The 25,808-nt window shown below is 42.3% G+C and carries 20 protein-coding genes and 4 tRNA genes; 11 read left to right on the forward strand and 13 right to left on the reverse strand.

The annotated features are described in order from the left end of the window. Positions 1 to 135: 135 nt before the first annotated feature. Positions 136 to 1,563: a methyl-accepting chemotaxis protein gene (locus L4D74_RS06340; protein ID WP_428751291.1), complete on the forward strand. Its 1,428-nt coding sequence runs from the start codon at positions 136 to 138 to the stop codon at positions 1,561 to 1,563. A gap of 101 nt (positions 1,564 to 1,664) precedes the next feature. Here the strand turns inward: L4D74_RS06340 and L4D74_RS06345 are convergent, their stop codons facing one another. Next, complete coding sequence (locus L4D74_RS06345) at positions 1,665 to 2,012, reverse strand: DUF3024 domain-containing protein (RefSeq protein ID WP_428751292.1); 348 nt, start codon at positions 2,010 to 2,012, stop codon at positions 1,665 to 1,667. A 182-nt stretch (positions 2,013 to 2,194) separates the two neighbouring features. Here L4D74_RS06345 and L4D74_RS06350 point away from each other — a divergent pair, with 182 nt between their 5' ends. Together L4D74_RS06350 and L4D74_RS06355 are read left to right on the forward strand one after the other, a co-directional pair. Next, positions 2,195 to 3,010: a phosphate ABC transporter substrate-binding protein gene (locus tag L4D74_RS06350; RefSeq protein ID WP_428751293.1), complete on the forward strand. Its 816-nt coding sequence runs from the start codon at positions 2,195 to 2,197 to the stop codon at positions 3,008 to 3,010. 148 nt (positions 3,011 to 3,158) lie between these two features. Further along, complete coding sequence (locus L4D74_RS06355; RefSeq protein WP_428751294.1) at positions 3,159 to 3,479, forward strand: heavy metal-binding domain-containing protein; 321 nt, start codon at positions 3,159 to 3,161, stop codon at positions 3,477 to 3,479. 126 nt (positions 3,480 to 3,605) lie between these two features. On the opposite strand, the gene pulA is transcribed toward L4D74_RS06355, so the two are convergent. The 3 genes from pulA to L4D74_RS06370 all read right to left on the reverse strand — a co-directional run bounded on the left by pulA (position 3,606) and on the right by L4D74_RS06370 (position 8,022). After that, positions 3,606 to 7,259 carry a pullulanase-type alpha-1,6-glucosidase gene (pulA, locus tag L4D74_RS06360; protein WP_428751295.1) on the reverse strand — a complete coding sequence of 1,218 codons (3,654 nt, stop codon included), beginning with the start codon at positions 7,257 to 7,259 and terminating at the stop codon, positions 3,606 to 3,608. 533 nt (positions 7,260 to 7,792) lie between these two features. After that, positions 7,793 to 7,866 (reverse strand) — tRNA-Cys (locus L4D74_RS06365). A 69-nt stretch (positions 7,867 to 7,935) separates the two neighbouring features. Beyond that, positions 7,936 to 8,022, reverse strand: a tRNA-Leu gene (locus L4D74_RS06370). Between the two features lie 603 nt (positions 8,023 to 8,625). Here L4D74_RS06370 and L4D74_RS06375 point away from each other — a divergent pair. The 4 genes from L4D74_RS06375 to L4D74_RS06390 all read left to right on the forward strand — a co-directional run bounded on the left by L4D74_RS06375 (position 8,626) and on the right by L4D74_RS06390 (position 15,200). Continuing rightward, a complete protein-coding gene (locus L4D74_RS06375; RefSeq protein WP_428751296.1) occupies positions 8,626 to 10,023 on the forward strand; it encodes an aminotransferase class V-fold PLP-dependent enzyme in 1,398 nt (465 codons plus the stop codon). 90 nt (positions 10,024 to 10,113) lie between these two features. Beyond that, a complete protein-coding gene (locus tag L4D74_RS06380; RefSeq protein ID WP_428751297.1) occupies positions 10,114 to 11,049 on the forward strand; it encodes a transporter substrate-binding domain-containing protein in 936 nt (311 codons plus the stop codon). Continuing rightward, positions 11,046 to 13,376, forward strand: coding sequence for a putative bifunctional diguanylate cyclase/phosphodiesterase (locus L4D74_RS06385; RefSeq protein WP_428751298.1), 2,331 nt, complete (start codon positions 11,046 to 11,048; stop codon positions 13,374 to 13,376). Before L4D74_RS06380 ends, L4D74_RS06385 begins: the two co-directional genes overlap by 4 nt. Before the next feature lie 450 nt (positions 13,377 to 13,826). After that, entirely contained in the window at positions 13,827 to 15,200 is a 1,374-nt protein-coding gene (locus L4D74_RS06390; RefSeq protein ID WP_428751299.1) for an MATE family efflux transporter, read from the forward strand. A 185-nt stretch (positions 15,201 to 15,385) separates the two neighbouring features. Here L4D74_RS06390 and L4D74_RS06395 read toward each other — a convergent pair whose 3' ends face one another. The 8 genes from L4D74_RS06395 to L4D74_RS06430 form a co-directional block, all read right to left on the reverse strand. Further along, entirely contained in the window at positions 15,386 to 16,297 is a 912-nt protein-coding gene (locus L4D74_RS06395) for a galactosyltransferase-related protein (protein WP_428751300.1), read from the reverse strand. A 17-nt stretch (positions 16,298 to 16,314) separates the two neighbouring features. Then, entirely contained in the window at positions 16,315 to 17,517 is a 1,203-nt protein-coding gene (locus L4D74_RS06400) for a type III PLP-dependent enzyme (protein ID WP_428751301.1), read from the reverse strand. 23 nt (positions 17,518 to 17,540) lie between these two features. Further along, positions 17,541 to 18,842: a DUF6271 family protein gene (locus L4D74_RS06405; RefSeq protein ID WP_428751302.1), complete on the reverse strand. Its 1,302-nt coding sequence runs from the start codon at positions 18,840 to 18,842 to the stop codon at positions 17,541 to 17,543. A gap of 452 nt (positions 18,843 to 19,294) precedes the next feature. Further along, positions 19,295 to 19,368, reverse strand: a tRNA-Cys gene (locus L4D74_RS06410). 62 nt (positions 19,369 to 19,430) lie between these two features. Further along, a tRNA-Leu gene (locus L4D74_RS06415) sits at positions 19,431 to 19,517 on the reverse strand. Between the two features lie 305 nt (positions 19,518 to 19,822). Further along, the gene (locus L4D74_RS06420; protein WP_428751303.1) at positions 19,823 to 20,392 is read right to left on the reverse strand and encodes a YceI family protein; all 570 of its coding nucleotides are present in this window, start codon (positions 20,390 to 20,392) and stop codon (positions 19,823 to 19,825) included. Then, a complete protein-coding gene (locus tag L4D74_RS06425; protein ID WP_428751304.1) occupies positions 20,389 to 20,970 on the reverse strand; it encodes a cytochrome b in 582 nt (193 codons plus the stop codon). Before L4D74_RS06425 ends, L4D74_RS06420 begins: the two co-directional genes overlap by 4 nt. A gap of 125 nt (positions 20,971 to 21,095) precedes the next feature. Then, the gene (locus L4D74_RS06430; protein WP_428751305.1) at positions 21,096 to 21,329 is read right to left on the reverse strand and encodes a DUF2164 domain-containing protein; all 234 of its coding nucleotides are present in this window, start codon (positions 21,327 to 21,329) and stop codon (positions 21,096 to 21,098) included. Positions 21,330 to 21,532: 203 nt separating this feature from the next. On the opposite strand from L4D74_RS06430, the gene L4D74_RS06435 reads away from it, so the two are divergent. The 4 genes from L4D74_RS06435 (at position 21,533) to L4D74_RS06450 (ending at position 24,878) form a co-directional block, all read left to right on the forward strand. Next, on the forward strand, positions 21,533 to 22,177 hold the full coding sequence (locus L4D74_RS06435) for a helix-turn-helix domain-containing protein (RefSeq protein WP_428751306.1): 645 nt from the start codon (positions 21,533 to 21,535) through the stop codon (positions 22,175 to 22,177). Between the two features lie 48 nt (positions 22,178 to 22,225). Continuing rightward, positions 22,226 to 22,858: a hypothetical protein gene (locus L4D74_RS06440; protein WP_428751307.1), complete on the forward strand. Its 633-nt coding sequence runs from the start codon at positions 22,226 to 22,228 to the stop codon at positions 22,856 to 22,858. A gap of 128 nt (positions 22,859 to 22,986) precedes the next feature. After that, positions 22,987 to 23,775: a lipase family protein gene (locus tag L4D74_RS06445; protein ID WP_428751308.1), complete on the forward strand. Its 789-nt coding sequence runs from the start codon at positions 22,987 to 22,989 to the stop codon at positions 23,773 to 23,775. 311 nt (positions 23,776 to 24,086) lie between these two features. After that, on the forward strand, positions 24,087 to 24,878 hold the full coding sequence (locus L4D74_RS06450) for an EAL domain-containing protein (RefSeq protein WP_428751563.1): 792 nt from the start codon (positions 24,087 to 24,089) through the stop codon (positions 24,876 to 24,878). Between the two features lie 10 nt (positions 24,879 to 24,888). Here the strand turns inward: L4D74_RS06450 and L4D74_RS06455 are convergent, their stop codons facing one another. Beyond that, positions 24,889 to 25,755 (reverse strand): hypothetical protein, encoded by an 867-nt coding sequence (locus L4D74_RS06455; RefSeq protein ID WP_428751309.1) that lies wholly within the window; start codon positions 25,753 to 25,755, stop codon positions 24,889 to 24,891. Positions 25,756 to 25,808: the final 53 nt, after the last annotated feature.

Below are 25,808 nucleotides of genomic sequence, written 5' to 3' on the forward strand. Positions count from 1 at the left end.
TAACAATGTAAAAGCTCTCAAGAAATTACATCTTCGCCGATATCAAAGATAGCATGTGGAACAGGAGGCCTTCATTCGAAGGCCTCCTGTTCATTTGTCTATTCAAACAAATTATAAGAAAGCAGCGGAGTCTCTATGAGAGAAGTTCAATTTAGAAAAATCGACTCAATTTTTATTAAAATGTCGATAAGCGATAAGGTTTGGGTACTTTTTGCCCTCTTTTTACTTGCCCTATCCTTTACTGCGATAAATCGATACCAAGATGCCGTCATTCACGCGGAACAGCTAGCGCTCACCGCAGCGGAGTCACGCTTACAAGGTTACCTTGAAACAACGCCAAGTCCTGAGCAACTTCGTGCTCTAGGTGTTACAACAACATCAGCGCAAGTGAGCTCCATCAACAACGGAACCGTACAGGCAGTCGCACAAGCAAATAATGGCAAACGGTACGGCTTACATCACTCTGCATCTACCAGCATCGAAACAGCCAAATCTAATGCGTTAACCTCTCTTGCTCTCACTTCTCTTTGGATACTACCATTTGGTATTTTTGCGTATTGGCTAAGCACCTTTTTAGGTGGTGCACTGTGGACACTTTATGCCACCACCAAAAAAATTGCTGATGGCGATCTCACCTCAAGGTTGAACTTTGTCGCAGGTCGAGACGAGTTTGGCACGATTGGTGTGGCACTTGATCAAGCCATGGATACGCTAACCGAGCTTGTTGTGACCGTAAAGTCGTCTGCAACCAGCTTAGAGCAAACCTCGGTACAGTTTCATTCAGAGTTGGCCCGCAGTAACAGTCAAATTAGTAGCCAATATTCATCCCTTGACTCCGTGGCAACCGCAATGGAAGAAATGACCGCATCGTCACAAGAGGTCTCTAACATTTCGCAGCAATCAAACCAACAAGCCGAAGATGACGCTAAGCAAGTTGAACAAAGCTATCAAAGAGTTCAGCAAGCTATTGGCGACATTAACAAGTTGTCTAATTTCATCCAAGAGGCGTCTCACTCCGTCTCTGCACTAACAGAAAACACGACTCAAATTAATGAAGTGATTACCACCATTAATGCCATCTCTGAGCAAACAAACCTGCTCGCGCTCAACGCAGCTATCGAAGCCGCCCGCGCAGGTGAACAAGGTCGTGGGTTTGCTGTTGTCGCTGATGAGGTTCGTACTCTTGCTAGCCGAACTCAAGCCGCCACGGTTGAAATTCAAACGATGATAGAGAAACTGCAATCTGAAAGCCATAACATCGCCTCTATTACTCAACAAACCGTTGAACAAGCGCAATCGAGCAGCGCACTTATTTCTGATATTGGACATGATATCAATTCAATTTCTGATTCGGCTCAAGCGGTAATGGATATGAGTACCCAAATTTCCACTTCAGCTACGGAGCAAAGCTCAGTTGCTTCCAGTATTGCAAGCGAACTCAGTGATATACGCTCACAATCGGCGACGATTAAAGAAGTCGCCCAACGAAGCGAAGCCTCTATTACCACGCTATCGGAAGCAACACGCTCACTTAGCGAAGTCCTTATCCGATACCGTACTTAATGGCGTTTTCCTAGACATCGATACTCAAAAGGGAGAGCTAACGCTCTCCCTTTCTATTTCTATTTCTATTTCTAGCAATTTTTCAAGATATTACGGAAAAATTACCAAAAATAGGCTTTTGGGTCTTTCTCAATTTCRCGCATGATCGCAGTAAGATCGCGGCTTTGCGACAAAAATGGATATGGAATCCATTGTGATTCATCATCCTCAAAAGGAATCGACAGATGCCAAGTTTTATCAACACTATCAAACTCAACTTTAGCAACTGGATTGGTATAATCAGAAAACGTCGAATCGAGCAAGTAATGGGCGTTAGAAAACAACACGCCGTTAGGAATCGTTTCAAATAAAGACTTTCCAAGCTCAACCGGGATACTTTTATTCCGGTTCATACATACCATTTCGGCACAGCGTTCAAGCCGACATTGGGACATTTGAATTAATGTCATACACTCCCACCCTTCTATCTCACTGTCATTTAATATAACTGTTTTTTCAGGATTTTGTTAGACGCCTAATCTCGATGTAGAAAAATATAACCGCCGAATGCTGAGTTCTTTACCTTAATCACAAAAGTGTCATACAAACGACATATGATGTGTCGAATCGTTACTTTATATGGAGTTATTCTATGCTACGCGTCGCTATGGCCGCCCTTATTTCAATTTCAGCCACTTCCTTTTCTTATGCTGAAGAAGTGAATATTTCCGGCTCTACCTCCGTCGCTCGAGTGATGGATGTGCTGGCTGAACAATATAATACCTCTCATAAAGACACGTTTATTGCCGTTCAAGGTATAGGGTCTACCGCTGGTATCACACTCGTTGAGAAAGGTGTCGCCGACATTGGTATGAGCAGTCGCTACTTAACCGAGCGAGAAAGCAGTGAAGCGTTAGACGTCTTCCCTATCGCTTATGATGGTTTAGCCATTGTGGTTAATATCACCAACCCAGTGCCTAACCTTTCGCGCGAACAGGTTTTTGATATTTATAAAGGCAAAATCACCAACTGGAAGCAAGTCGGTGGTGAAGATAAAGAAATTGCGGTTGTCACTCGTGAAGCGTCTTCGGGGACACGTTATAGTTTTGAGAGCCTATTAGGGTTAACTCGAATTGTGAACGATAGATTGGTCTCTGATATCAACCCGACAAATTTAGTTGTTAACAGTAACAGCATGGTGAAAACTATTGTCAATCACAACCCACATGCTATCGGTTTTGTTTCTGAAGGCTCGGTAGACCGTTCCATCAAAGCGATTCAATTTGAAGGTGTCGAAGCGTCGACACAGAATATCGCGCAAGGAAAGTACAAATTAGCGCGCCCATTCTTGTTGCTACATAAAAAGGACGACATAGATGACGATGCCGATAAATTCATTAAATATGTGCTTTCAGATAACGGACAAGCATTAATCGCGGAATACGGCTATACCCCTATCAAGAAGTAGTCTCAGCCAATTTTGTGTTTACGATATAAGGAGAGCAACGCTCTCCTTTTTATTGCTTCTAAAATAGGCAAAGTTAGTCATTTCACATCTCTACCTGACCTGCTATGTTGTAATTTGGTTTGCTATTACTCAACTCAGGAGAGTTTTCATGATTACTACAACGACTCAAAGCATTGAAGGCAAAAGAATTGTCGCCTATAAAGGCGTAATTGCAGGTGAAGCAATTTTAGGTGCAAATGTCTTTAAAGATATGTTTGCCGGCTTACGCGATATTGTCGGGGGTCGTTCGGGAACTTACGAAAGAGAATTACAGCGCGCTCGTGAAATTGCTTTGAAAGAGCTGCAAGAGAAAGCTCATGAGCTTGGCGCGAATGCGGTTGTTGGCGTGGATTTAGATTATGAAGTGCTAGGTTCCGGCAATGGCATGTTGATGGTCTCCGCAAGTGGCACTGCCGTTGTTATAGATTAGCTATAGACTCGTTACCGCCAGTTACTCATCCCCATCACTTTAGAAAATAGGCAGCAAAACCGTAGTTTCGCTGCCTAAATAACCAATAACCTATTAAGCTATAAGCTATTCGAACGATCTCTAGTACTACTGCTTCGTCACACTCACTATCGCTTTTGCAATCTTGTCATCTTGCATATAACGCGCATCAAACACAAAGTTATACTTGCCCGCTTCAGCAACCGTAAGCTTACAATTCTCACTGTCACCCAGACTTAGAGAACCCTCTGCTAGCGTGGCGGCACCACAACCGACATTTGGTGCACTCCAGCTCGAATCAGCAAATTTAAACTCGTGTGTACCTGCCTCTAACGTTGCGGATAACTGATACAAGCCATTGCCGACAAATGTCATCGCCCAGTCATTACTATCTGCCCAGCTATTCATACTACCTTTAACGTACACAATGGTGTCACCAAATGGCGGAATAGAATCCACGTCTTTATCTGACATATCAACGGGTAGGCCTGCACCTTGAGCGCCCGATTGTGGTTGAACAAACACCGCCGTTGTTAATGCAGGTACTGAGAAGGTTCCCTCACTAAACGAAGCCGATTGCACCGTCGTGTCTGCCGAGTTTTTCTGTACGCTGTGCAGTTCAAAGCCCGTGACACCCGATATGACAGCACCTTGCTGAGTTGATGTCGAGTTAATCACAACCACAATCGCATCATAATTGTTATCTAGATCGGCACCTGCTGTCGTTCCATCATCGATGGTCATGACAATCAAACCTTGGGTTTGACCTTTGCCCACATTTCGGAAATCAACTCGGTTCATCACCTCCTCAGCGCTGTTTAGCCTAAATAGCGGGCTCTCACTACGAATGGTTAATAACTCCAAAAACTGTGCTTTGGTCAAGGCGATATCGTTTTGATCAGGCTCGGCGGTCGTGTCTGCTATGATGGTTTTAATTAACCCCCAGTTTGCACCGTCTTTATCTTCTCTTGGTAGACCCACATTCCAGTTGTTGTCAGAGCCGTCAAAGCGAACTCGGTTATACCAATCACCTGAGTCATAAGAATCTCGCTGCATCGACTTAGAACGCAGTAATTCAGAGCCCATATGAATGAATGGAATCCCTTGCCCTAACATAACCGTAGACAGAGAAACACTTTGCATGCGCGCTCTGTCGGCAGACGATGTGCCAGTCGCAATCTTATACGCGTTATTGTCCCACAGTGTTTGGTTATCGTGCTTTGACACATAAGAAATGTTTTCGGATGGGAACTTAGTATAGCCCGCAGGTGCGCCGTTATAGTCCACATCTTTGCCTCTTTTAGTACTCCCTGTATAATCAATGAGAACGTAATCCGCCAGATTTCCAGCCATACCTAAACGCACAATATCTTGATTATGAAGCATGGCCCTGGTAGTTTCTGGTGAACTTGTCACTTCTTCGTTGATATACGCAGCATTACCAAATCCTTGGTTGAAACGAAGAGGATGTTTGCCGTCAGTGTTTTGACCGCCGTCAAACGGGCTCCCGCCTCTAACCGCGTCACGCAGTCTATCTGAGAAAGTACCGATCTGAGTACCCGCCATGTTTAACTGATTCGCTTGATCAAAACGGGCATTATTTGAAACTTCACCGAAATCCCAACCTTCACCATAGAACAGCGTATTAGGGTCAATTTCACGAACGTCTTTCAGTGCTTGGATCATTACCGAAGCAGGTTGATGCCCCATCAAATCAAAACGGAAACCATCCACTTTATAGTCATCTGCCCATACTTTTAGCGAATCCACCATCAACTTACCCATCATTAGGTTTTCTGTTGCAGTGTTATCACAACAGGTTGACGTTTCAACACCGCCAGTATTCACATTGAGTCGGTGGTAATACCCCGGGACAATTTTATCCAGAACAGACTTTTCATTCACTCCTGAAGCGTTGGTATGGTTGTACACCACATCCATGACAAGCTTTAGCCCCATATCGTGGGAGGCTTTCACCATTTCACGGAACTCTTTGATACGAACAGCGCCTTTCGCGTCTGTTGCATAGCTTCCTTCCGGTACGGTGTAGTGATATGGATCGTAACCCCAGTTAAAGCTGTCTAGCATACGAAGATCGTTCATCAATGCTTGCGCACTGCCTGTTGCCGGATCATAGCTTTCTAACAAATCTTCTATAACCTGTGACGAATCCGCACTTGCACACACCGAAGCCGAAGGTGAAGCAGCACACAAATCACCGACCGTGTCGGTAATATCCACGGTTTTCTCTTCATCTATTGTCGCGATATCGAAAGCAGGAAGCACATGAAGCGTGGTTAAGCCTGCGTCTTTAAGCGCTTGCAAGTGGGTAACCGATTCACGAGAAGGCTCCGTCAATGCCATGTATTTGCCGTTCAGCGCGGTTGTGCCTAATGTGTCACTAAAGCTGAAGTCTCTAATATGGGATTCATACAGAACATGATCTTCATCATTCTTTACGGTAGGTCGTACATGTTCAGCACTGCCCCAACCCTCTGGCATCAATGCAGGATCGTCTAGATTAACCACATGAGAATAGCGCGAGTTAACAGAAAGGCTAACAGAGTATGGGTCAGTCACTAAACGCTGTTCAATTATCTTGGTTGTGGGATGGTAGACTTTGACATTGTAGCGATAGAACTTGCCCACGACACCACTCACCACATCAGAAGACCAAACACCGGTATCGCTATTTTCAGTCATCGCAACGGTTTGCTCTAACTGTTTGTCAACGTCGTAGATTTCCAACTGAACACGCTGAGCCGTTGGTGCCCAAAGCTTAAAGTTCGCATCGTTACCGGTCACGATTGCACCCAGAGTTTCATTGATAGCATTGCCAGTATTTTCATCAACAAACACCGCATCGAGCACGCCCGGCTTCTGTACCTCTGTCGCGGCCATCACTTCATCATTACCGTTGTAAGCCACCACGACAATTTGTGATTTTAAAATGGTTCGCAGTAGCTCGTCAGTCGTATTTAATGTGACCGACTTTAAACTTCCTAGGTGTCTAAATCGTTTTTTTAACGCTTCCGACAAATCGCCTTGCACCGTCATGTCAACGGCAGTGCCACCTACTATGTTCCTGTCTTTATCCATCGTGATGGCGGCTGTTTCACTGTAAAACAATTTCACTTTCTGAGCACTGGCCGCCGCTTCCCACGCAAGCGTGTCCGCATCTAGCCAGTGAGCTTTTTGCCCATCAATAACAACCGGACGTTCGGCAATAGGTTTGTAGTACAGCTCACTGCTACCATGGAAGCCAAATAGCCCTTTGCTTTCATCAAGATTGTTAAGTTGCACTTTTGAGTTTGCACTACCAAAGGCTTTTTCGTCACCTTTATGTAAAATGAAATTCATACAGTTGTGAGGATCAGATGCATCCGGATCAACGTTCAATACGTAGTACGCACCGTAAGTATCACTTACGCCATTGGCTAGCTTAGGTGCCCCCCAAGCTGTACCTCCATCGGCGATCCCCATCGCTTGAAGATCAGTACTGGTACACCCCTCACCGTTCCATAGATGTAATCCCCATCCGTCGTACGGTGATCCTGAAGAGGCAGCAATATCTTGTTTATAGTAAACCACGACTTCGTTATCACCCGCTTGATATAGGCCTGTTATGTTGCTGCCATTATTTCCGCCGGAGTTACCATCCGCGCTACCACCACTATCATTACACCCTGCAATGACGGCGACGGAGAGTATTGGAATTAAGCTTTTAGCAATCATCGATAATTTGAATGTTTTATTGTCCACTTGGCAAACCTTTTGTTATTGATTATTTAAACTGATGTGCAGTACAGCCTCCATGTTAAATAACAGTGGCAACAACAAAATGAGATGACGCTTTGTAAACTTTTTGTATCTGGAAAAATTACCGCCGTCTTGAACTGCCCTCACAGTAACAACGCTTAACCATATCGTTTACTGAGAGCCGTGGCACAGAGTTTTGGTACTTAGCGTGGGGGCGTAGTAAATACGGATGAGCCTTAAAGGCGTAGATTTCAACCTTCAATGAGAGAGTTGGCTCACCTTTGGCGAGGAGCTTTATTGATGACTAAAATTAAGTTCCTTGCATCAATGACCCATTTCAATAGATGGCGCAATAACAAGAGTCACGGTTATAAATGAACTAATTGCGTCTAAAACTATACACTTAACGTAAAACTAAGCGCTTAATGTAAATCTATAGTATAAATGAAATGAACGTGCCTATGTAGCATCCGAAGAAGGTAATCAGGATTACGAATGTAGCGGAAGTTTAGCTTGAATAGGGAAGCATTAAGAAATGGAGGCGCCTCCCGGAGTCGAACCGAGGTCCACGGATTTGCAATCCGCTGCATAGCCACTCTGCCAAGGCGCCTTTTTATGTCGTGTTTCTAAATTCATTATGTGGTGAAAATTAACGGCTGTTAATCACAGAATAATGAGATGGTGCCCCGGGCCGGACTTGAACCGGCACAACGCGAACGTCGAGGGATTTTAAATCCCTTGTGTCTACCAATTCCACCACCAGGGCATGCATATAATGCTTGGAAACACCATCGCTCCCACATTGAAATGCGGCAACGTTGGGCACTATATTCGAATGAGAATTATCGTCAAGCAAAAATGTTAACTTTATGGGTTACCTGGCGAAAACTCCAGCAAGCTGGATAAATCCTCTTCACATTCAAAAAGAAAGAGACAAATCAATGCCTTTAACGTCAGATATTAATCCAACCGCAATACCAATAAACAACCCTATTTCTAATTCTAACTCAGGGCAATCACCAGCACCGATGTTAACTCCCTAAGATCGCTTCATCGCTTACCGTGCAAACAATGTAGATTAAGGCTTTCAAAGTCCTAATCTATTACTCTGTGGAGGCCATCAATTAAGATAATGACAAAATTGAGGATAGTGACAATCGCGTTCAACGTGTGCCTCTGCGCTAGATCGCGAAATAGAACGCTATCATGTTGATTTTTAGAAAGCTTTTAACTTGTTTTGGAGTCAAGATCACCTTTGGCTAATTTATTTTTGGCCCTGTAGATACTAAGCTGTTGAAACAGCGAACTTTAATTAACATAACTGTAAATAAGCATTATCAACCTCACTCAATCATAAAGGACTGTGCAAATGAGTAAAGTGAACAAGGAAGTAGAATCACTTAATCGACGTAATTTCATGAAAGGTAGTGCGGGCGTAGCCATTGCTGGAGTTAGTAGTACCCTGTTTAGTTCAGTGTCAAACGCCGACGAGCTCGACTCCCAGTGGAGCTCTCATCGCCACTCAACAGGCAAAGCATTTTGGGCCAATATTAAATCCCAATTTATTCTCGATAATTCGACGACATACATGAACATCGGCACTACAGGATCTATGCCTAAACAAGTGTTAAAACACTATAACAAAAACAACAAAACCGTTGCAAAACACCCTTGGGATATGGACGGAAAATTTGGTTCATGGCCCTATGTCTCAGACATGGTATCGGATATTGCTGCAGGGTTTGGTGCAGACCCAAGTGAGATCATCTTAAGCCGAAACACGACCGATGGAATGTGCTCGATAATCAACGGTCTTAACCTGCAATCTGGTGATGTGATTCTTACTACACATCACGAACACATCGCCGCAATGTCACCATTGAATATGGTTAAACAAAGGTATGGCGTTGAAATTATCGAGATTCAGTTGCCAATTTATACGGGCAGTGAAGCTGTCACAGAACAAGATTATGTAGAAGCGTTCCGTGAAGCGATTGAACAATATTCTAATATCAAGCTTATTACTTTCTCGCACATCACCTATAAAACGGGCACGCGCCTACCAGCGAAAGAAATTTGTCAGTTGGCGACACAAAGTCAGATACCTACCCTTGTTGATGGCGCGCATACAATAGGCATGCTCGACCTCGATTTCCATGATCTTGATTGTGATTTCTACGCAGGTTCTGGGCACAAATGGCAATGTGGCCCCGGAGCCACTGGTATTCTTTACGTCCGTGACAACATGAACCGAATCAAAGAATGGGCCAACGGAGAAAAGCCTTACTGGGCAATAAACTCATCATTGGGCCATTTAGATTATTTGGGTATTCAATATCAACTCCAATATGTTGGCAATGATAATTACCCAGCAAAACAAGCTTTAGCTGACAGTTGTAAAATGTGGGACGATATCGGCCGCGCTCGTATTGAAGAAAGAGTGCTGGCACTTGGCTCACTGTGCAAAGAGCTTTTGCAAAAGACTCTGCCAAACGTCTATATTTTTTCGCCCAACGTAACTGGCCTAACTAGCGGCCTTACTACGTTTAACCCGTTTGAACTTAGTGTGCCCGAAAGCGTACTGACAGAGTTCAGGGATCGTTTACGAGAAGAATATGGTTACATAATCCGTACAACGAGTTTTAAATTGGAAGTCGGGGGACCCGATACTTATTCATTAAGGATCTCTACCCACCTATTCCATGATAAAAACGATGTAATTGGTCTGATCAATGCTATTCAAGATCTATATTACGACATGGCTTAGTTACGACATGACATAGCTACGATATCGCCTAGTTACCATACGCCCAATGCTATATTGGGCGATTATCACCTGAGCTTTAAGAGGTTTACTATGAAAGTTACTCTATCGTATAGTCAAATACCGGCGGCTCTTGCCACGGTTGCCCTGACCTTTTTTAGTTCAGCACTCTTAGCTGATGATTTGGAAGAAATACAAAAACGTGGGGTTTTAAGACACCTTGGGGTCTCATACGCCAACTTTGTTTCCTACATTGATCAAAATGACTTTCAATATTTAACTGGATTAGATGTCGAAATTGTACAAGGGTTCGCGGAATCAATCGGAGTGGAGTATCAATATGTACCTGCACAATGGAACAATGTATTCGGCAAACTAATAGGGCAAGATGCTCAATTTACCAACAATGCACTAACGCTAGGAAAACAAGTTCCAATTGAAGGCGACTTAATTGCTAACGGCGTGACAATCTTAGAATGGCGAACACAGATCGCTGACTTTTCCACAGATTACTTTCCATCAGCAGTATGGTTGATAGCAAAAACAGAATCCGACTTGAGACCCATTCAACCATCTGGTTCGAGCGTCAAAGACATCGTACAAGTTAAAAAACTGATGCGGGGTAAAGATGTCCTTGCAATGGAACATTCGTGCCTAGACCCAAATTTGTATCAACTTTATGACACAGGCGCCAATATCATTCTTCCTGAGCAACAAAGAAAACTCAGTGAAATGGTCCCTGCTGTACTAAACAGTAACGCAGAAAGTACATTACTCGATGTACCAGATACGCTAATTGCACTAGAAAAATGGCCAGGTGAAATTAAAGTTATTGGTCCAGTTTCAGAAGAGCAACGGATGGCTGCCGTTTTTCGCAAAGACTCTCCGAATCTCAGAATTGAATTTAATAAATACTTATCTAAAATTAAAAAAGATGGAAGCTACAATAAACTTGTCGAAAAATACTATCCATCCGTTTTCTATTTTTATGAAGGTTATTTTACAGAAGGTAGTAAACCTAAACTATGACTAAAAATGTAAAAGCCAATCGATTGATATTATTAGCCTCTCTATTGCTGGCAGCTTACTTAATGTTAATTCTTGGTGTTACTAACTTAGGTCAGACTCGTTTAGAAGAATCTCAGCACCGCGAACTTGAGTTAAAAGTAGGAAATTACGCCAGTACTTTAGAGTATTTCTTTTACGTCACCAATGAAGATATGGATACGCTGGCCGAAGACAGAGTAATGCATGCTTTCTTCGCAAACTTAGCATCAGGGATGTCCATGCAGTATGGCTTAGGCTCGAGTATCCTAAGGCTAAAAAACAAACTTGTAGCAACACAAAAAAACAAAACCATCAATAAAAAGAACATATATGACCGTTTTGCTCTTGTTGGGCTGGATGGTTCTATCATTGCCGATACATACCCAAAATCAAAGCTGCTATTTAATGCCTCTCGCCTTAAGCACAACAAGTCAAGTGATGTGATAATTCGAACGGTCAATCGACTGGGTAACAATGAAGTTCAGCTTGTCAAAATGGTGACTCAATCTGGGCTTCCAACAGCCTACTTAGTCGCAATTCTCAACAAAGACGTTATTTTTGAACAGTTGACGGCTCAAGAAAGTAAGGACAGTCAAAGCAGGATTGAACTGGTTTCCCAAAATGGCCACTCTTTTGTTTGGGACTCATTATCAGGAAAAAATCCTATATCTGAACCTAATAGTAATGCGACGATTAACTTTTCTATTCCTATCAAAAATACGCCTTTCGTGTTAAATAGTTGGTTTGAATCCGTCAACGAAAAAAGCATATTAACCTCTAGCTGGTTTATTATTGGCCTATCCTTCCTAGCGCTACCTGTTATGTGTGGTTTATTTTATATTTTTATAATTAATAACGCTAATATCATTTTAAGAACAAAAGTGACTGAATCAAAAAAACAGCACGCTATATTATCGGTAAAAAATCATCAGCTCTTAGACGAGATAGAAAAACGGAAAATATCAGAAGAAAAGCTCTCCTATCAAGCCACTCACGATGCCCTAACCGGCTTGCCCAATCGCAGTTATGGTAACCAACAACTAGAAAGTGAGATAGAAAAGGCTAGCGTAAACAACTCAAGCTTACTGGTAATGTTTATCGATCTCGACAACTTCAAACAGATCAATGATACCTTGGGTCACTTAGCCGGTGATGAAGTGCTCAAGCAAAGCACTTCCCGCTTAATGGATTCTGTTGGCAGCTCAGAGCTATTGTCTCGTTTAGGTGGTGACGAATTTTTACTCATTGTCCCTAACCTCAATAACCAAGTATTGGCCAAAGACTATGCAACCCAAGTATTGGCCCTTTTCAATCAGCCATTCAACTGGAATAACCAAGATTTTTTCGTTTCCATCAGTATTGGAATGTCTGTTTACCCGCAAGATGGTCAAAATACAGAACAACTCCTCGCTAATGCTGATATGGCCATGTATAGCGTTAAACAAGATGGTAGAAATGCTTTTAGCTTTTATAGTTCAGATATGAGCAGTAATGTGCAACGGAGTTTAAGCTTAGACGGACGACTGCGCTATGCGATAGCCAACAACGAACTGGAAATTTATTATCAACCGATCCTAAATTTACGCACTAATGAAATCATTGGCGCAGAAGCACTTATGCGTTGGAATGACAAGAAATTTGGTATGGTGCCGCCCGACGAATTTATACCTTTATCAGAGAAAAATGGCCTAATCCATCAAATTGGTGAGTTCGCTATCATGACGGCTTGTCAACAAGCAGCGCTTTGGCAAGCCATCGCTCCAATACACATGTCTATTAACTTTTCCAGTGTCCAATTTCGATTTTGCGATAAGTTGTTTACGCAAGTTCGCTATGGATTGATGAAATCGGGGTTGCCCGCCGATCGACTCGATATAGAAATCACCGAAAGCCTACTTTTCAACCACAACGAAGAAGTCATCAGCCTGCTGAATAAATTACAATCCATGGGAGTGAAATTAACCATCGATGACTTTGGCACCGGTTATTCAGCGTTAAGCTATCTTCAAAAATTTCCGTTTGATCAACTAAAAATTGATCGTTCATTTTTGAAAAATATCCGTAAAAATAAATCTGACCGCGAGCTTGTCAACGCGGTGATCGCCATGGCAAAAGCGCTAAACTTAAAAGTAATCGCAGAAGGTATTGAAAATCAATGGCATGTTGATTATCTCAATTCCATTGATTGTGAGTATGGTCAAGGGTTTCATTATAGTAAGCCAGTACCTGCTAAAGAGTTTGAGCGCCTACTTAGAGACAATGCCAACAAAGCATATAGAGAACCTCTCAAGCTTAACATCGTGGAATAGAGGGGAATCATTGGCCACCAGCCAAACTTTAGGCCAGTCAGACTGAACTCGAACCACACGAGCATCAAGGTGAGTTACTGCTATCACCTTTAGTTGATTACCTAATTACTATGCCACTACAAATAATTCCCTCCGACTCGCATTTTTTACTCAGTATCGTACTTAGCAAGCTGAGCTTGCGTAATAATATGGAAAACTTATCGATATACTCGTCTCAGCCCCCTTAAAAAATCTCCCTCGAACAGTACAAAAGTTCAAGTTTGCTAGGCAAATAATCATATTGAGTAAGCGACGTTTAGAATGAACTAGCGTTATTTTAGGGTGCGGTTACAGGTGAGTAAATAATTCGAGATTGTATCTTAGTCGTTTGAATACCGGTCACGCTAGGCAAACTTATTATGCTGCTGGGAATGATGGATTCATGCACACAAAACTTAAAGGGACATTAAGATGATAGCCATGTGGCGAACCGCAGATAGTAATTTTTGGCGTAAAGTATGCAGTATCGCTATTCCTGTTGCTACTCAGTCCATCCTATACTCCTTACTATCCTTAGTGGATGCGCTTATGGTGGCTCCTTTAGGTGATAGTGCCGTCGCTTCTGTAGGGCTAGGCGGTCGAATTGTGTTTTTCAACTTACTTGCCATTTATGGGTCGTGTGCAGGCGTGACTGTATTAGCAGCACAATACTTTGGCGCCAATGATATTTTAGGTGTGAAACGTTCTTTAGGACAATCGATAATTATGTCCGCTATCGTTTCATTACCTTTTGCTTTGCTATATACAGTCGCACCTAGCTGGGTCATTGGTCTAGCGAGTAACGATGTTGAATTTAATCAAATGGCGACGGACTATTTGCTATTTACTGGTTGGACTATCTTGCTCACGGCAATTGTTGTTCCTTTAGAGTCCATGTTTAGGGCGGTTGGCGAAGCTACTGTGCCCACGTACATCAGCATATTTGCCAGTCTATTAAATGTTGGGTTGAATGCACTATTAATCTTCGGCCTATACGGGTTTCCTGAAATGGGGGTTGTTGGGGCTGCAATAGGTACTGCAATATCACGAGTAGTGCAAATGCTGATCTTAGGTTGGTACTTATATAGTCGCCGGCGCCAATATTGTCCGAATAAACACGATGTAAAGAGCGGTCTTACTCTAAAAGCTCGCCAACTCTATCTCAAAATTGCCTTTCCGGCATTGCTACAAAACGGCGGCTGGGCGGCGGGTATTTTAACTTATAGTATACTCATGGGGCACATTAGCGTGGGCGCGCTGGCTGTAGTGAGTATGCTAAGCCCCGTGGAAGCCGTGATACTCTCCCTCTTCTACGGAATAAGTGTCGCAGCATCGACTCTCATTGGCCAGGAGCTGGGAGCGGAACGGTATCAACGCGCATGGTATGTCGCTTGGCGACTGATTATCGTTGCGGTTATCTTAGCTTTCTTTATTGGCCCGCTGACTTACCTGTTAAGGGATGATATTCAGCAAGTCTTGAATTACATGAATACGCCACAACTGGATGTCGCGATTCAGATATTACTAATTATGGCCTTCGCTGTTCCATTGCGGGCTCTTAACATGCTTGGACTGTCGGGGGCATTGCGTAGTGGCGGGGACATGAAGTACGCACTCTTTATCGAGTTATTTGGCCTTTGGGGTATCGGTATTCCAGTTGCAGTATTCACGATTTTTGTTCTTGGTTGGCCGCTAATTTGGGTAATGGTCGCGATCCTACTAGAAGAGGTCGTCAAAGGATGCTTAGTTGTACACCGAATCTTTGCTAAACGTTGGCTAACCAACTTAGTTAATGAACCAGCTTAGTTAATGAACCGGCTTAATTAATGAGCTAGCTTCAACGTAAACGTAAGGTTGATATCGGCGTCAGATACTAACAATTAGTGAGAGTTACTGTCGATAAGTGCCACTTCTACGTGAAATGGCACTGGCGCTCTCTAAAAAGCAGGGAAGCTTTTCTAACAATACTCACTGTTATACCCTTAGTTTGGCTAACTTAACTGTATTGTTGGATAATAGACAACCTTCCCATCTTCAATTAAGTCATCTAAATTGACTCTTTCATGTCGGATAATTAACTCTTTAGCAAGATCATGACGAATAGGATTTGATAATAGTTCGTTCACAGGGAACTTAACGAGTGCCTCCTTGCTTTTCATACAATAGTCTATTAATTGAGTATCGGTATAGCGAATTATCCGGTCCATAGCTTCACAATTAGCTAAATACTCAGGGTTCTCTGCAACCGTCTCGTAAGTTGTACGCTTATGGTAAAGGTGATAAACGGGATTTTTGAACGTTTTAAACTTCAAGAAGCGTTCAATTTTGTAAGCAAAAACGTCATCTTCTCCTCCCCACCCCCAGAACTCTTCAGGCCAGCCGCCAATTTGAACAAAGTTTGATTTTCGAATCAGTACCATACCGCCACTAAAATTAAGAAAATCTCTACACTCAGATTTATCTTTTTCAGCAATGGGATAATTTAACTTCATGTCGGGTGAGTTATGAATCATCTCACTTAAATCTTCAGGAAGATCTATAACGACATTAAAGGGATTCACTGCCTCAAATTCCTGTTGGCAACTGATGATACATCGGTTTAAATCTTCTGGGTCAATAATAATATCAGAATCAAGAAATATGAGCACATCATGACATGCAAGAATGGCGGCTTGATTCATGATTTTACTTTTATTAAATGGCTCAAGTTCATTTCCTACATAAATTTGATTAATGGTTCCTAGTTCGAGTGGAAATTCGGTCTTAGAGCCATGTTCAGCCAGTATTATTTCGCAATTAGGGTAATGGGTAATTACCCATTTCAACGTAGAAAAACAGTTTCTTTCTCGTTCAATACTTGCGTTCCTAAATGGAATAATAAAAGACACCACACGTTCATTCATTCATTTACCCTCTATTTTTAACTCAAAGCAGGTTGTTCAATTAAGCTTGCTAGCATCGAACCATGCTCACTCCCGTTTTGCAAACTGTGCTTTAACGGAGCAAAACCATTGAAACCGACAGTAGCAAAACTCGCAGAATATGCCCCACATGAGAGTATTAATACAGGGTCTCCCGATTGTAGGTCTTCAGGAACGAGAATTTGACTAGTTTCATCATTAATCACATCATACGAGTCACACGTTGGCCCAGCAACAATTGCCGGTACTAGCTTACTGTCCTTTCGCGTGGGGAAGCGCATTTTATATCTGATTTTGTCAGTTTCAAATAAACCATTAAATACTCCACAAGACAGATATAACCACCTATCTCTAGTACCACATGGTTGAATCCGCTCAGATAAACGCACCACATGCGCACGAATCATGCCACTATCAGCAACAATATAGCGGCCCGGCTCAGCGATAAAACGTAAGGAGTAGCCTATGTCTTTTTTCAGCCGCGACATATTTTCACGAATTGTGCTAAATATTTTTTCTTCTGGTGGAGATAATTTATTTCCCTGCTTATCTAAATAGCCACTGCAAGGGAATCCGCCCCCTAAATTAATATACTCTAACTTTATGCCTTTATATTTTAGGTTAAGCAAAACCTCTCTCCAGAGAGTAAATAACTGTTCCCACGCTGCAACTTCCATTTGTTGCGAGCCAACATGTGCAGAAAGCCCCGCAGGCTTCAAACCGCTTCTCTTTGCTTCTATTAAAACTTGAACCGCTTCCTTTCCTGAGCAACCAAATTTTCGACTTAACTCCCACAATGCGCCTTTGCCTTCATTAGCAATACGACAGCAAATTCGGCTGCCACTCGCGAGACGTGCTATCGCTTGAACATCGCCTATGTTATCGGTCACAAAATCACGAATATTTAAATAATAGGCATGACTAATATCTTTGTCCGACTTAATGGTATTGCCATAGTGAATTTTACTAACATCGCATCCAGATTTAATTGCTTGTAAAATTTCATTCACTCCTGCTGCATCAAAACCAGAGCCTTTTTCAACAAGCGACCTCAATACGCCATCAACCGGGCATGCTTTGATAGCAAATCGTATATCTACATCAGGTAGTTCATGCGATAACCTATCATATTGACGCTCTATTCCTGCCAAATCGAACGTAATGGCATCGAAATTATCATCATTGTCTTCTTGATACTTCATCGTAATTTATCTTCCGCTGATAATTAAATGCTAACTTGCTTCTTACTTGAATTTATTAGGGAAGACCAAACCCCCGTTAGAAATCTAAAGTCCTCCATATCAGCTTTGGCTTCTGATAATAACTCACTGAATCGAGCACTAATCATGCATGAGAGTTTTTCATAACGGCCGCCGAGTTTGGCATATTCTTTAATAATTATATTCAGCGTTTTTTTAGCTGTTTCCTGATCGAGTTTTAGACTCTCTTCTATCACCGCCAAAACAACTTCCGAATTAACTTGGTAATCATGGTCTAGTAGCTCTAATCCAAGCTCATCTAATCTGGAAAAAATAAAACCGAAGTAATTAAGAGATACATAATACTTAACCAACCTAATTTGATAATCGAAGAAACCATCATCTGTTTTTCTTTCTGGGGTATGGTAGTTATCTATATGTCTATTGTGCTCTACACCTGGAAGTTTTGAGCTATTAATCATATGTATAAGAAAGTAGTCAGAAGCAATGGTAGACTTCGCCGGAGGAAGCGGTATTTTTTGGTGCACTTTATAGAAACTGACATTGCACATATCGACCGCATAGGGATCAACAGAGCATAGGCTCGACCTATCGCCGTTAAATCGTTTTATTCCGTTACCTTTAAATGACTTCTCTACAAATTCTTTCCTCTGGGCCTCAGAGTAGCTGTCTGGAACATCAAGGCTAACAATTGTTTCATAAACATCTGAGTTTATGCTTTGCATCTCTTGAACATCTACAGACATAGCGCCAATAAAGGCGCCTCCGACCAATGAAACAGGCATCTGCTCTTGCTCAGGTAACAAGGTCACATAATCAACATTTCCAGATACATCATGAGCATTTTGAGATAGAGAGCGAAGCTCCTGGTAGATAGGAAAAATATATTCACCGTTGACTCTCTGTAATCGACTATCAGAATCTCTTCGGTGAATACTGTCACAACCAAAAGCGGTACTGATTAAAAAACCTCTATTCGTGCACGCCCCATAAGAACAGCCTTCAGGCAACATTATCGCTAACAGCCTTGCCATCACGTCATGCTGTTTTGCATCATTTATCACATTACGGATAAAGCTTTTCTGTCTCTCATCATCAAAATAAGAAACTGATACTTTATTTACGTGGTCATACTGCTTAACAGCGTCAAGGTTTGATTTATATTCATCCCCACTTGAAGTATCTAAAATTAAAACATGAACAAGCACATTAAAATTATCAACCGCATATTTAGCTTCTTTGATCATCAAGCCAATCGCGTTGGCGCATTCTCGGTTGGTGGGTAAAAAAAGACAAATTTTCTTCACTAAAGCTCCTTATTATGCGAAGCCGCTGAACTAAAAATGTCATGCCTCACCGATTTGTACACATAGACTGAATTGCGCTAAGTTTCTATTGCATATGCATACTCTTCCAGTTGCATGGCAGAAGTTTGCGAGCAGTACAACAAAAGAAACTAAGCCAACAAAATAGTGGACATTGCCAAGTGTGACTGGGACAACGTGATACTGAACGCGGAGTGAGTATGTTGAATACGCGCTCACTGGCAAGTTAAACCTGAGTCGAGATTGGAGATGGGTATTCTTATGTGAAGACAGCAATAGCATACTGCTATAAAAGCGCTGCATGCTCTTAGAATAGGAAAGCCCCCGCCAGCATGTACTGGCGAGGGCTTCAAATTTCAGGCATAAAAAAACCAGCCTTAGCTGGTGACTTTATCTCTCATCATCAAGGTATCATGCAATTTGATGATGAATATTGGAGGCGCCTCCCGGAGTCGAACCGAGGTCCACGGATTTGCAATCCGCTGCATAGCCACTCTGCCAAGGCGCCTTTATTTAGTGTTTATCGTTCACTGCACAAGTAGACTTACCTACACAACTGTAACAATGAGATGGTGCCCCGGGCCGGACTTGAACCGGCACAACGCGAACGTCGAGGGATTTTAAATCCCTTGTGTCTACCAATTCCACCACCAGGGCACATGCAAACACCATCATCCTCTCGCTTCACCGTGAGGACGAGACGTACTTTACCCCAAATAGAATTTTGGTCAACCGTAAATTCTTACTTTATGAATCATATGGTTAAAATCCCAACTAACTGCACAAAGCCCCACCAAAATGACGATACTAACTTGCCCGTAGTTAGTGTTGTAAATGGCGAGGTTTTAATTCTCGAAGATTATCCGGCAGTGTTAACCGGTCGTTATTCCTGAGACATAAAAAAACCCTGACCGTCTAAATCAGGGTTTACCTCTAAGAAGTCACTAATTAAAGATTCACGCTTATTTTTTCACACCTTCAATGTGCAGTTCCATATCAACGTAGCTTGATGCGCCCATAACAGGAATCTTAAAGTCCACTAACTCCAAACGAGTGGTTCCATAAAACCCAGCGCGCTCACCGCCCCATGGGTCTTGGCCTGCGCCAATGAACTCAGCGTTTATGGTAATCGGCTGGGTCACGCCATGAAGGGTAAGATCACCCATAATGTCTAACTTGCCATCACCATTGTCTTTCACACCTGTACTTTTAAACACTGCCTCACCGTACTTACCTGCATCGATAAAATCTGAGCTACGAATGTGCTTATCACGTTCGGCATGATTCGAGTCCAGACTTGTTGTGTCAACGGTGACTTCCACCGAAGAAGCAGCAACGTTTGCTGGATCATAACTAAACTGACCAGAGAAGTCGTTAAAACGACCTTGAATAAAGCTGTAACCTAAATGGCTCACCTTAAAGTTCACTGAGGCGTGTGCGCCTTTAGTATCAATAGCGTAATCAGCGGCATTTGCACCTAGTGGCAACATCATTGCCACTGCCATTCCTGTAGCGATTAGTGTCTTTTTCATTTCGAAACTCCTAACATTTTTCGAAGAGTATTATCTTTATTGATAAAGTGATGCTTTAAGGCAGCTATTGCATGCCCTGCAGCGGCTAAAATAACAAACCAAGCGGCATAAAAATGAACCTCTCCTGCAATATCAGATTGATTTGCAAAGAGCTCACCTAATGCTGGAACCGTAAACCATTCAAAAACATCGATACCTCGACCGTCTGAGGTTGATATCAAATAACCACTGATGAAAATGACAAACAGCGCGATGTACATCATCAAGTGACCAACTTTTGCACCAATCTTCTCAATGGGAGAACCCTCTGCATTTGGTGTTGGTGTCATCTGTTTCCAAATTAACCTGAAGACGGTTACCACCGCTAACAGTATGCCCACAGATTTATGCCAGTGAGGCGCAGTTTTATACCATTCACTGTAATATGTAAGATCAACCATCCAAAGTCCGACTGCAAACATACCAATAATCACCAAAGCGGATAGCCAATGCAGTGCCATTGAGACTGAGTTGTAATTTTGAACCGAGGTTGTTGCCATTTTCTGTTCCATGTATTGATACCAATTCTCATTCGTCATATTAACGACTATTTAACGCTTGAGATACAGTATTTACTTAAATTGACATTACGACGACATGGGTAGCTTGATAAAGTCATTCAATTTTTTCGAACTAACTTAACGACAACCATTAAACCCAAACCTTAGTCTAGCGGCATCTCTATTTCATACAGCTCATCACCAATATCAAGCACTCTACGCTCGAGTACAGCTTTCGCATCCTCTAAGCCCTTATTGTAAAAGGCCGGACCAAGTTTTTTGATAAGGAAATCCAATAAAAACTCAGCATCAAATTGCCCTAACTCTTGCTCCAATTCATCAGAAAAGTACTGTTGCAATTGAATAATAATGTCATTTCGTTGCTTTGGTTCAAACATCGTGCCCTTCTCTTTTACTCAATAGGTATCACATAATGTTACATTTTAGTCGCCATCACGCACAGGGTTTTTAATGATTCAAGTTTTAACACTCCATCCATATAAGTTATTCCAAGCACCTCTCATTATTACGATTATTTATGAATCCTTGTTTCATTTTTGAAACCAAACCACTATGCTGAGAGCAAATTTACGGAGGAACCATGGATACAGGGTATCAAGAACGCATCACTCAATTATTAAAAGAAAATGGAGTGACCAACCACGAGCTCGCCGAAGCTATTGGAAAAGGTAAGGCGACCATTGGACGCTATCTAACAAAAGGTGCCACACGAACCTACCCTTCAATAGAGGATCTCTCCCTCATTGCTCAGTATTTTCAGGTTCAACCTCACTGGTTATGCTTTGGCATTGGCGATAAACATACCCACGCACAAACCTTAACAAACGCGGTAAACATCGGAGCATCTACCGTTAGTGTTTATACAAGATCTGAAGTCCCACACCTACTAAGCGGCGAACAAGCCAACGCTGTTGGCTCGATTCCAGTTCCTACAAAACATAACAACTGTTTCGGGGTGTTATACCCTGTGTCTGGTGCTCTATCATATAAATGGGACTGCGTGGCACTTGTCGAACAAGGTAAAGAATGGGTGAATGACGATATTGTCTTAGCTCGTTTGCCAGGCAATGATTACCCCGAGTTTTTCACATTAGTCAAAATTGGTGCCGTTATTCATGTTTGGTATGGCGATGACACATCTAAAAATGCCATTCATCAAGTGATGGATGATGAAATAGACATTATTGGTGTGGTGCGCTGGGGAACGTGGTCCAAGCGTAGCTAATTGAAAAACGCTGTATTTTATTAATGCCGCTAGGTTAAGGAATAGACCGTGCTTCTAGATGTTGTTGTTCATAGCTTAAATCAATTTGAAGAAGACTGCTTAAAGCTATGTGCTCATCACTACCCTGCTGTTCACAATAAGGGAATGACTGAGCACCACTTGGCTCTAGCATTTGTCAAACGACTCGTAGCAAACCAAACTGGCGTAAATCAACACTGTGAATATGCGTCGATTGAATTAAATAAGCGCTCAGAAGCACCACAGCATTACCGAGTCTCTTCATCTCAGGGCACTGTTTGGGTGATCACGCATCACTTTGTTAACGCTAGCCCTTCGAGCCGAGAGCGTTTGCTTGAAAAAATTCAAGAATGGCAATCAGAATATCGATTTGCCATCCAACCCCATGATTTACTCGTGCTCATCGCCGATCACTGGATGAACCGCAATATTTTTAGTAGAGAAATTATCCACTGGTGGACACATCAATTACCAGAAGACAGTGATTTATACGCTCAGCAAGGCGTCAAGCTTGCCGAAAGCCCAAGTTATTTACGCCAACGTCTAATGGCTCGCAACCAACTAACACCGCGTTATATTTACTATTCTCACCCTATTAAGCGTGCTCGGCACGGAGATTCACTTAAAAAATACGTACAACTTTATGCCATTGTTCAAAGCTAGTTCATGAATCTCAATCAAGTGAACACATGACTGTTCCACTCCAGTTATTGTCATCAAAGGTTAATGAGAGTTTCGCATAGTAAGCAATATATTTGCATTCGCTCTGTTAGCTCTGGCCTCACCTATCCATGAAAAGCCTTAAACGATATCAATATGAACGTTACGCCGTACTCTGCAACCTTGCTTACCCTCGCATATTTAAGCAAACACGATATGGATTTGACCCCAACGGTCAAAGAACAGTGACTAACCGAGCGGGTAAAACCGTCGTTAGGATTTTATGGAGCAAGCATAAAGAAGAAGCCATTATCGTCATCAAAGGTTCTCATAGCTTAAGCGATTGGTTACTTAATTTCGCGTTATGGCAACGTTCATGTGCTTCATTCGGTCTCGACTACTCTATCCATGCAGGGTTTCACTTTATACTCAATCAAGAAAGCCAGCCAAGCCATAAATTGGACGCACTCGGTTTATCACTGTTTGAGCGTACCATGATGATTGCCAGTGGGCTCATTGAAAACGGTAAGAGAATTACGATTACTGGGCATTCATCGGGCGGAGCGATAGGGTGCGTGATAGCAGATGCATTGGAACTGAAACACCCTAAATCAATTAAACGAATAGTGACATTTGGGCAGCCTGCAATCGGAGGATGGCGCTTCAAAAAACGTTTTAAACTGGCTCACAAGACCTATCGAATCTGCTGTGATCTGGATATCGTCACTTTTCTGCCGCCACTACCCTTTGCTTATTGGCACGTTGGTAAAATGTTATGGCTCTATAATGGTCGTATTTTTGAGAATACTCCCTCGGTCGTTCGATTTAGCCGATCGGTCATTTCTTGGCTCATTCGACCATTTTCTTATCACTTAATGAGTAAATACATTCGCAATAAAGATTATTTTGACAACCGATAAATGAGAGGTCTGTCGATATTTTGGTTAAATATAAAATAATTTTTAATTGCTCGAAAAACAATCAGCTATTTTCACCGTCATTGCGCTTCGTCAATTTTTAAATAAATATTGCTATTTATAAAATGGATTCTATAAGAAACAATGAATTGTATCACTAAAATTGCTAGGTATGTTTGCCGCATACACCATTTTCAAAGCGCTAACATTCAATATCCAAACCAACTGACCACCTTTCATAACAGTAGTGAATTTGACTTATTTTTCACCCATGACATTATTATATGAATACCTTGAATATAAATGCCACTTTCATGCTACTCACAGACAAGCACCAATTTACACAACGAATTAAAATCGATCATACTGGATGCTATGTCGCAAAATATAAAGACCTTACACTAAAAAGTGTTTTTCAACCGATCTTCTGTCGTGCTGGCACTATTATTGGTATGGAAGCTTTGGTTCGCCTTTATGACCAAAACAATCAACCTATCCGGCCTAATCTCTTTTTCCAGAACGAAGACATTCCTTTATCTGATCAACTTAACGTCGATCGCTTGAGTCGAGTCGTTCATATTCGAAACTTCAGTATGTCCGCCTATCGTGAAAGGCTGCTATTTCTGAATTTCTTGCCTATCTCGAGCGAACGATTAGCCGCGGAAGGACTGCAATCATCGCTGTTGATGTCTCGCTTAAAAGCGCTGCAGATCGACTGCAGGCGTGTCGTAGTGGAATTGGTCGAGCTTACCGCGTTCAGCCCAAGAACATTGGCTTCTGCGGCTAGGCACTTAAGTGACGCTGATTTTCTCATTGCAATTGACGATTTCGGCTGTAAGGAATCAAACCCAGAAAGGGTGGCGTCCGTTTCCCCAAACATACTGAAATTTGACCGCCAATTGTTGTTAGATTATATCGCAGGTAATCAAGCACCACTCATTGATGGTATCGCGCTCGCAAAAGAAAATAACGCAAAAACAGTGATTGAAGGAATCGAAACGGAAGAACAATTAACCTTGATGAGATCGTTAGGCTTTGATTTTTATCAAGGTTTTCACCTTGCGATGCCAATGATGCTTGAACCCAGGCTCAAGCAAGTCGTCTAACCAAGCTCTACTAGAAGCGCTTACCAAGCATAAACGTCACACCTTCACGCGTTTTTCCGCTTTGCGCCATCAAAGATGCTTCCCAGTTCTCTGCAAAGCCTTTTTGAAGCCCCACCATCGTCGACCAACGACTAGAAGATTGCGTCGCACTAAACTTAATATCACCCAATTTACCCTTTAGCTGTCGTTGATAATCCTGATATTGACCACCGATCACAATTCGCCAACCGCTATCACCAATATTTAAACCAACGAGAGGAGTAATAACCAACGCATCTAAGCTCACGCCCACTCCGGAAACCGACGTAGATACATACTGCGCATCAATGGTTCCAAAAAAATTCTTATGCCCATATGCTAGCGTACTGCCCACTGCTGTGACGGTAGAAGTGGTTGCCATACCATTCATTTCCAAGCGAGCTAAGTTGCCATTAGAGAAATCATTTACCCCAATTGAAATATTAGAAGATGTCACCGCTTTACCAATCATGGCATTGAACCCCCAAAAAGGCAGCACCCATACATCACCGCGAACTGCGACGATACTGGTTGTGTTGGTCGTTGAACTTCCACCGCTCGGTAAAAGGTCATCAACAGACTCGCCATCAATTTTGAAATCACCCAAGTTCATTAGGTCTTCTTGCTGGTGAGTAAACAATGAGATGCCGATCGGTTTCGGCAGCGTAATTCCCATATCACGCACTCTATCGCCAAAGAACGGTAATGTTCGCCCATAATCTTCATCTTTTGATGGCGGCGTCTCTACTGCCCAACATGTTGCTGCTGTCAAAGGAAACGCTAAAGCCAAGTAAACCCCTATCTTAATGACTGAGTTCAATAAATGATTAAGTGATAAAAAGTAAGTTGGTATATTCAAGCGAAAGCGCCTAACTAAAATTTGGGTGGTGATTCTAGCAAGGTTATTAAAAC

This window comes from Vibrio cionasavignyae (genome assembly GCF_050337155.1).
Classification (GTDB): Bacteria; Pseudomonadota; Gammaproteobacteria; order Enterobacterales; family Vibrionaceae; genus Vibrio; species Vibrio nomapromontoriensis.

Bases quoted from the DNA above. Each gene is read 5' to 3' on its own strand.
- L4D74_RS06340 (WP_428751291.1), top strand. From the start codon at position 136: ATGAGAGAAGTTCAATTTAGAAAAATCGACTCAATTTTTATTAAAATG.
- L4D74_RS06350 (WP_428751293.1), top strand. From the start codon at position 2,195: ATGCTACGCGTCGCTATGGCCGCCCTTATTTCAATTTCAGCCACTTCC.
- L4D74_RS06355 (WP_428751294.1), top strand. From the start codon at position 3,159: ATGATTACTACAACGACTCAAAGCATTGAAGGCAAAAGAATTGTCGCC.
- L4D74_RS06375 (WP_428751296.1), top strand. From the start codon at position 8,626: ATGAGTAAAGTGAACAAGGAAGTAGAATCACTTAATCGACGTAATTTC.
- L4D74_RS06380 (WP_428751297.1), top strand. From the start codon at position 10,114: ATGAAAGTTACTCTATCGTATAGTCAAATACCGGCGGCTCTTGCCACG.
- L4D74_RS06385 (WP_428751298.1), top strand. From the start codon at position 11,046: ATGACTAAAAATGTAAAAGCCAATCGATTGATATTATTAGCCTCTCTA.
- L4D74_RS06390 (WP_428751299.1), top strand. From the start codon at position 13,827: ATGATAGCCATGTGGCGAACCGCAGATAGTAATTTTTGGCGTAAAGTA.
- L4D74_RS06395 (WP_428751300.1), bottom strand. From the start codon at position 16,297: ATGAATGAACGTGTGGTGTCTTTTATTATTCCATTTAGGAACGCAAGT.
- L4D74_RS06400 (WP_428751301.1), bottom strand. From the start codon at position 17,517: ATGAAGTATCAAGAAGACAATGATGATAATTTCGATGCCATTACGTTC.
- L4D74_RS06420 (WP_428751303.1), bottom strand. From the start codon at position 20,392: ATGAAAAAGACACTAATCGCTACAGGAATGGCAGTGGCAATGATGTTG.
- L4D74_RS06425 (WP_428751304.1), bottom strand. From the start codon at position 20,970: ATGACGAATGAGAATTGGTATCAATACATGGAACAGAAAATGGCAACA.
- L4D74_RS06430 (WP_428751305.1), bottom strand. From the start codon at position 21,329: ATGTTTGAACCAAAGCAACGAAATGACATTATTATTCAATTGCAACAG.
- L4D74_RS06435 (WP_428751306.1), top strand. From the start codon at position 21,533: ATGGATACAGGGTATCAAGAACGCATCACTCAATTATTAAAAGAAAAT.
- L4D74_RS06445 (WP_428751308.1), top strand. From the start codon at position 22,987: ATGAAAAGCCTTAAACGATATCAATATGAACGTTACGCCGTACTCTGC.
- L4D74_RS06450 (WP_428751563.1), top strand. From the start codon at position 24,087: ATGCTACTCACAGACAAGCACCAATTTACACAACGAATTAAAATCGAT.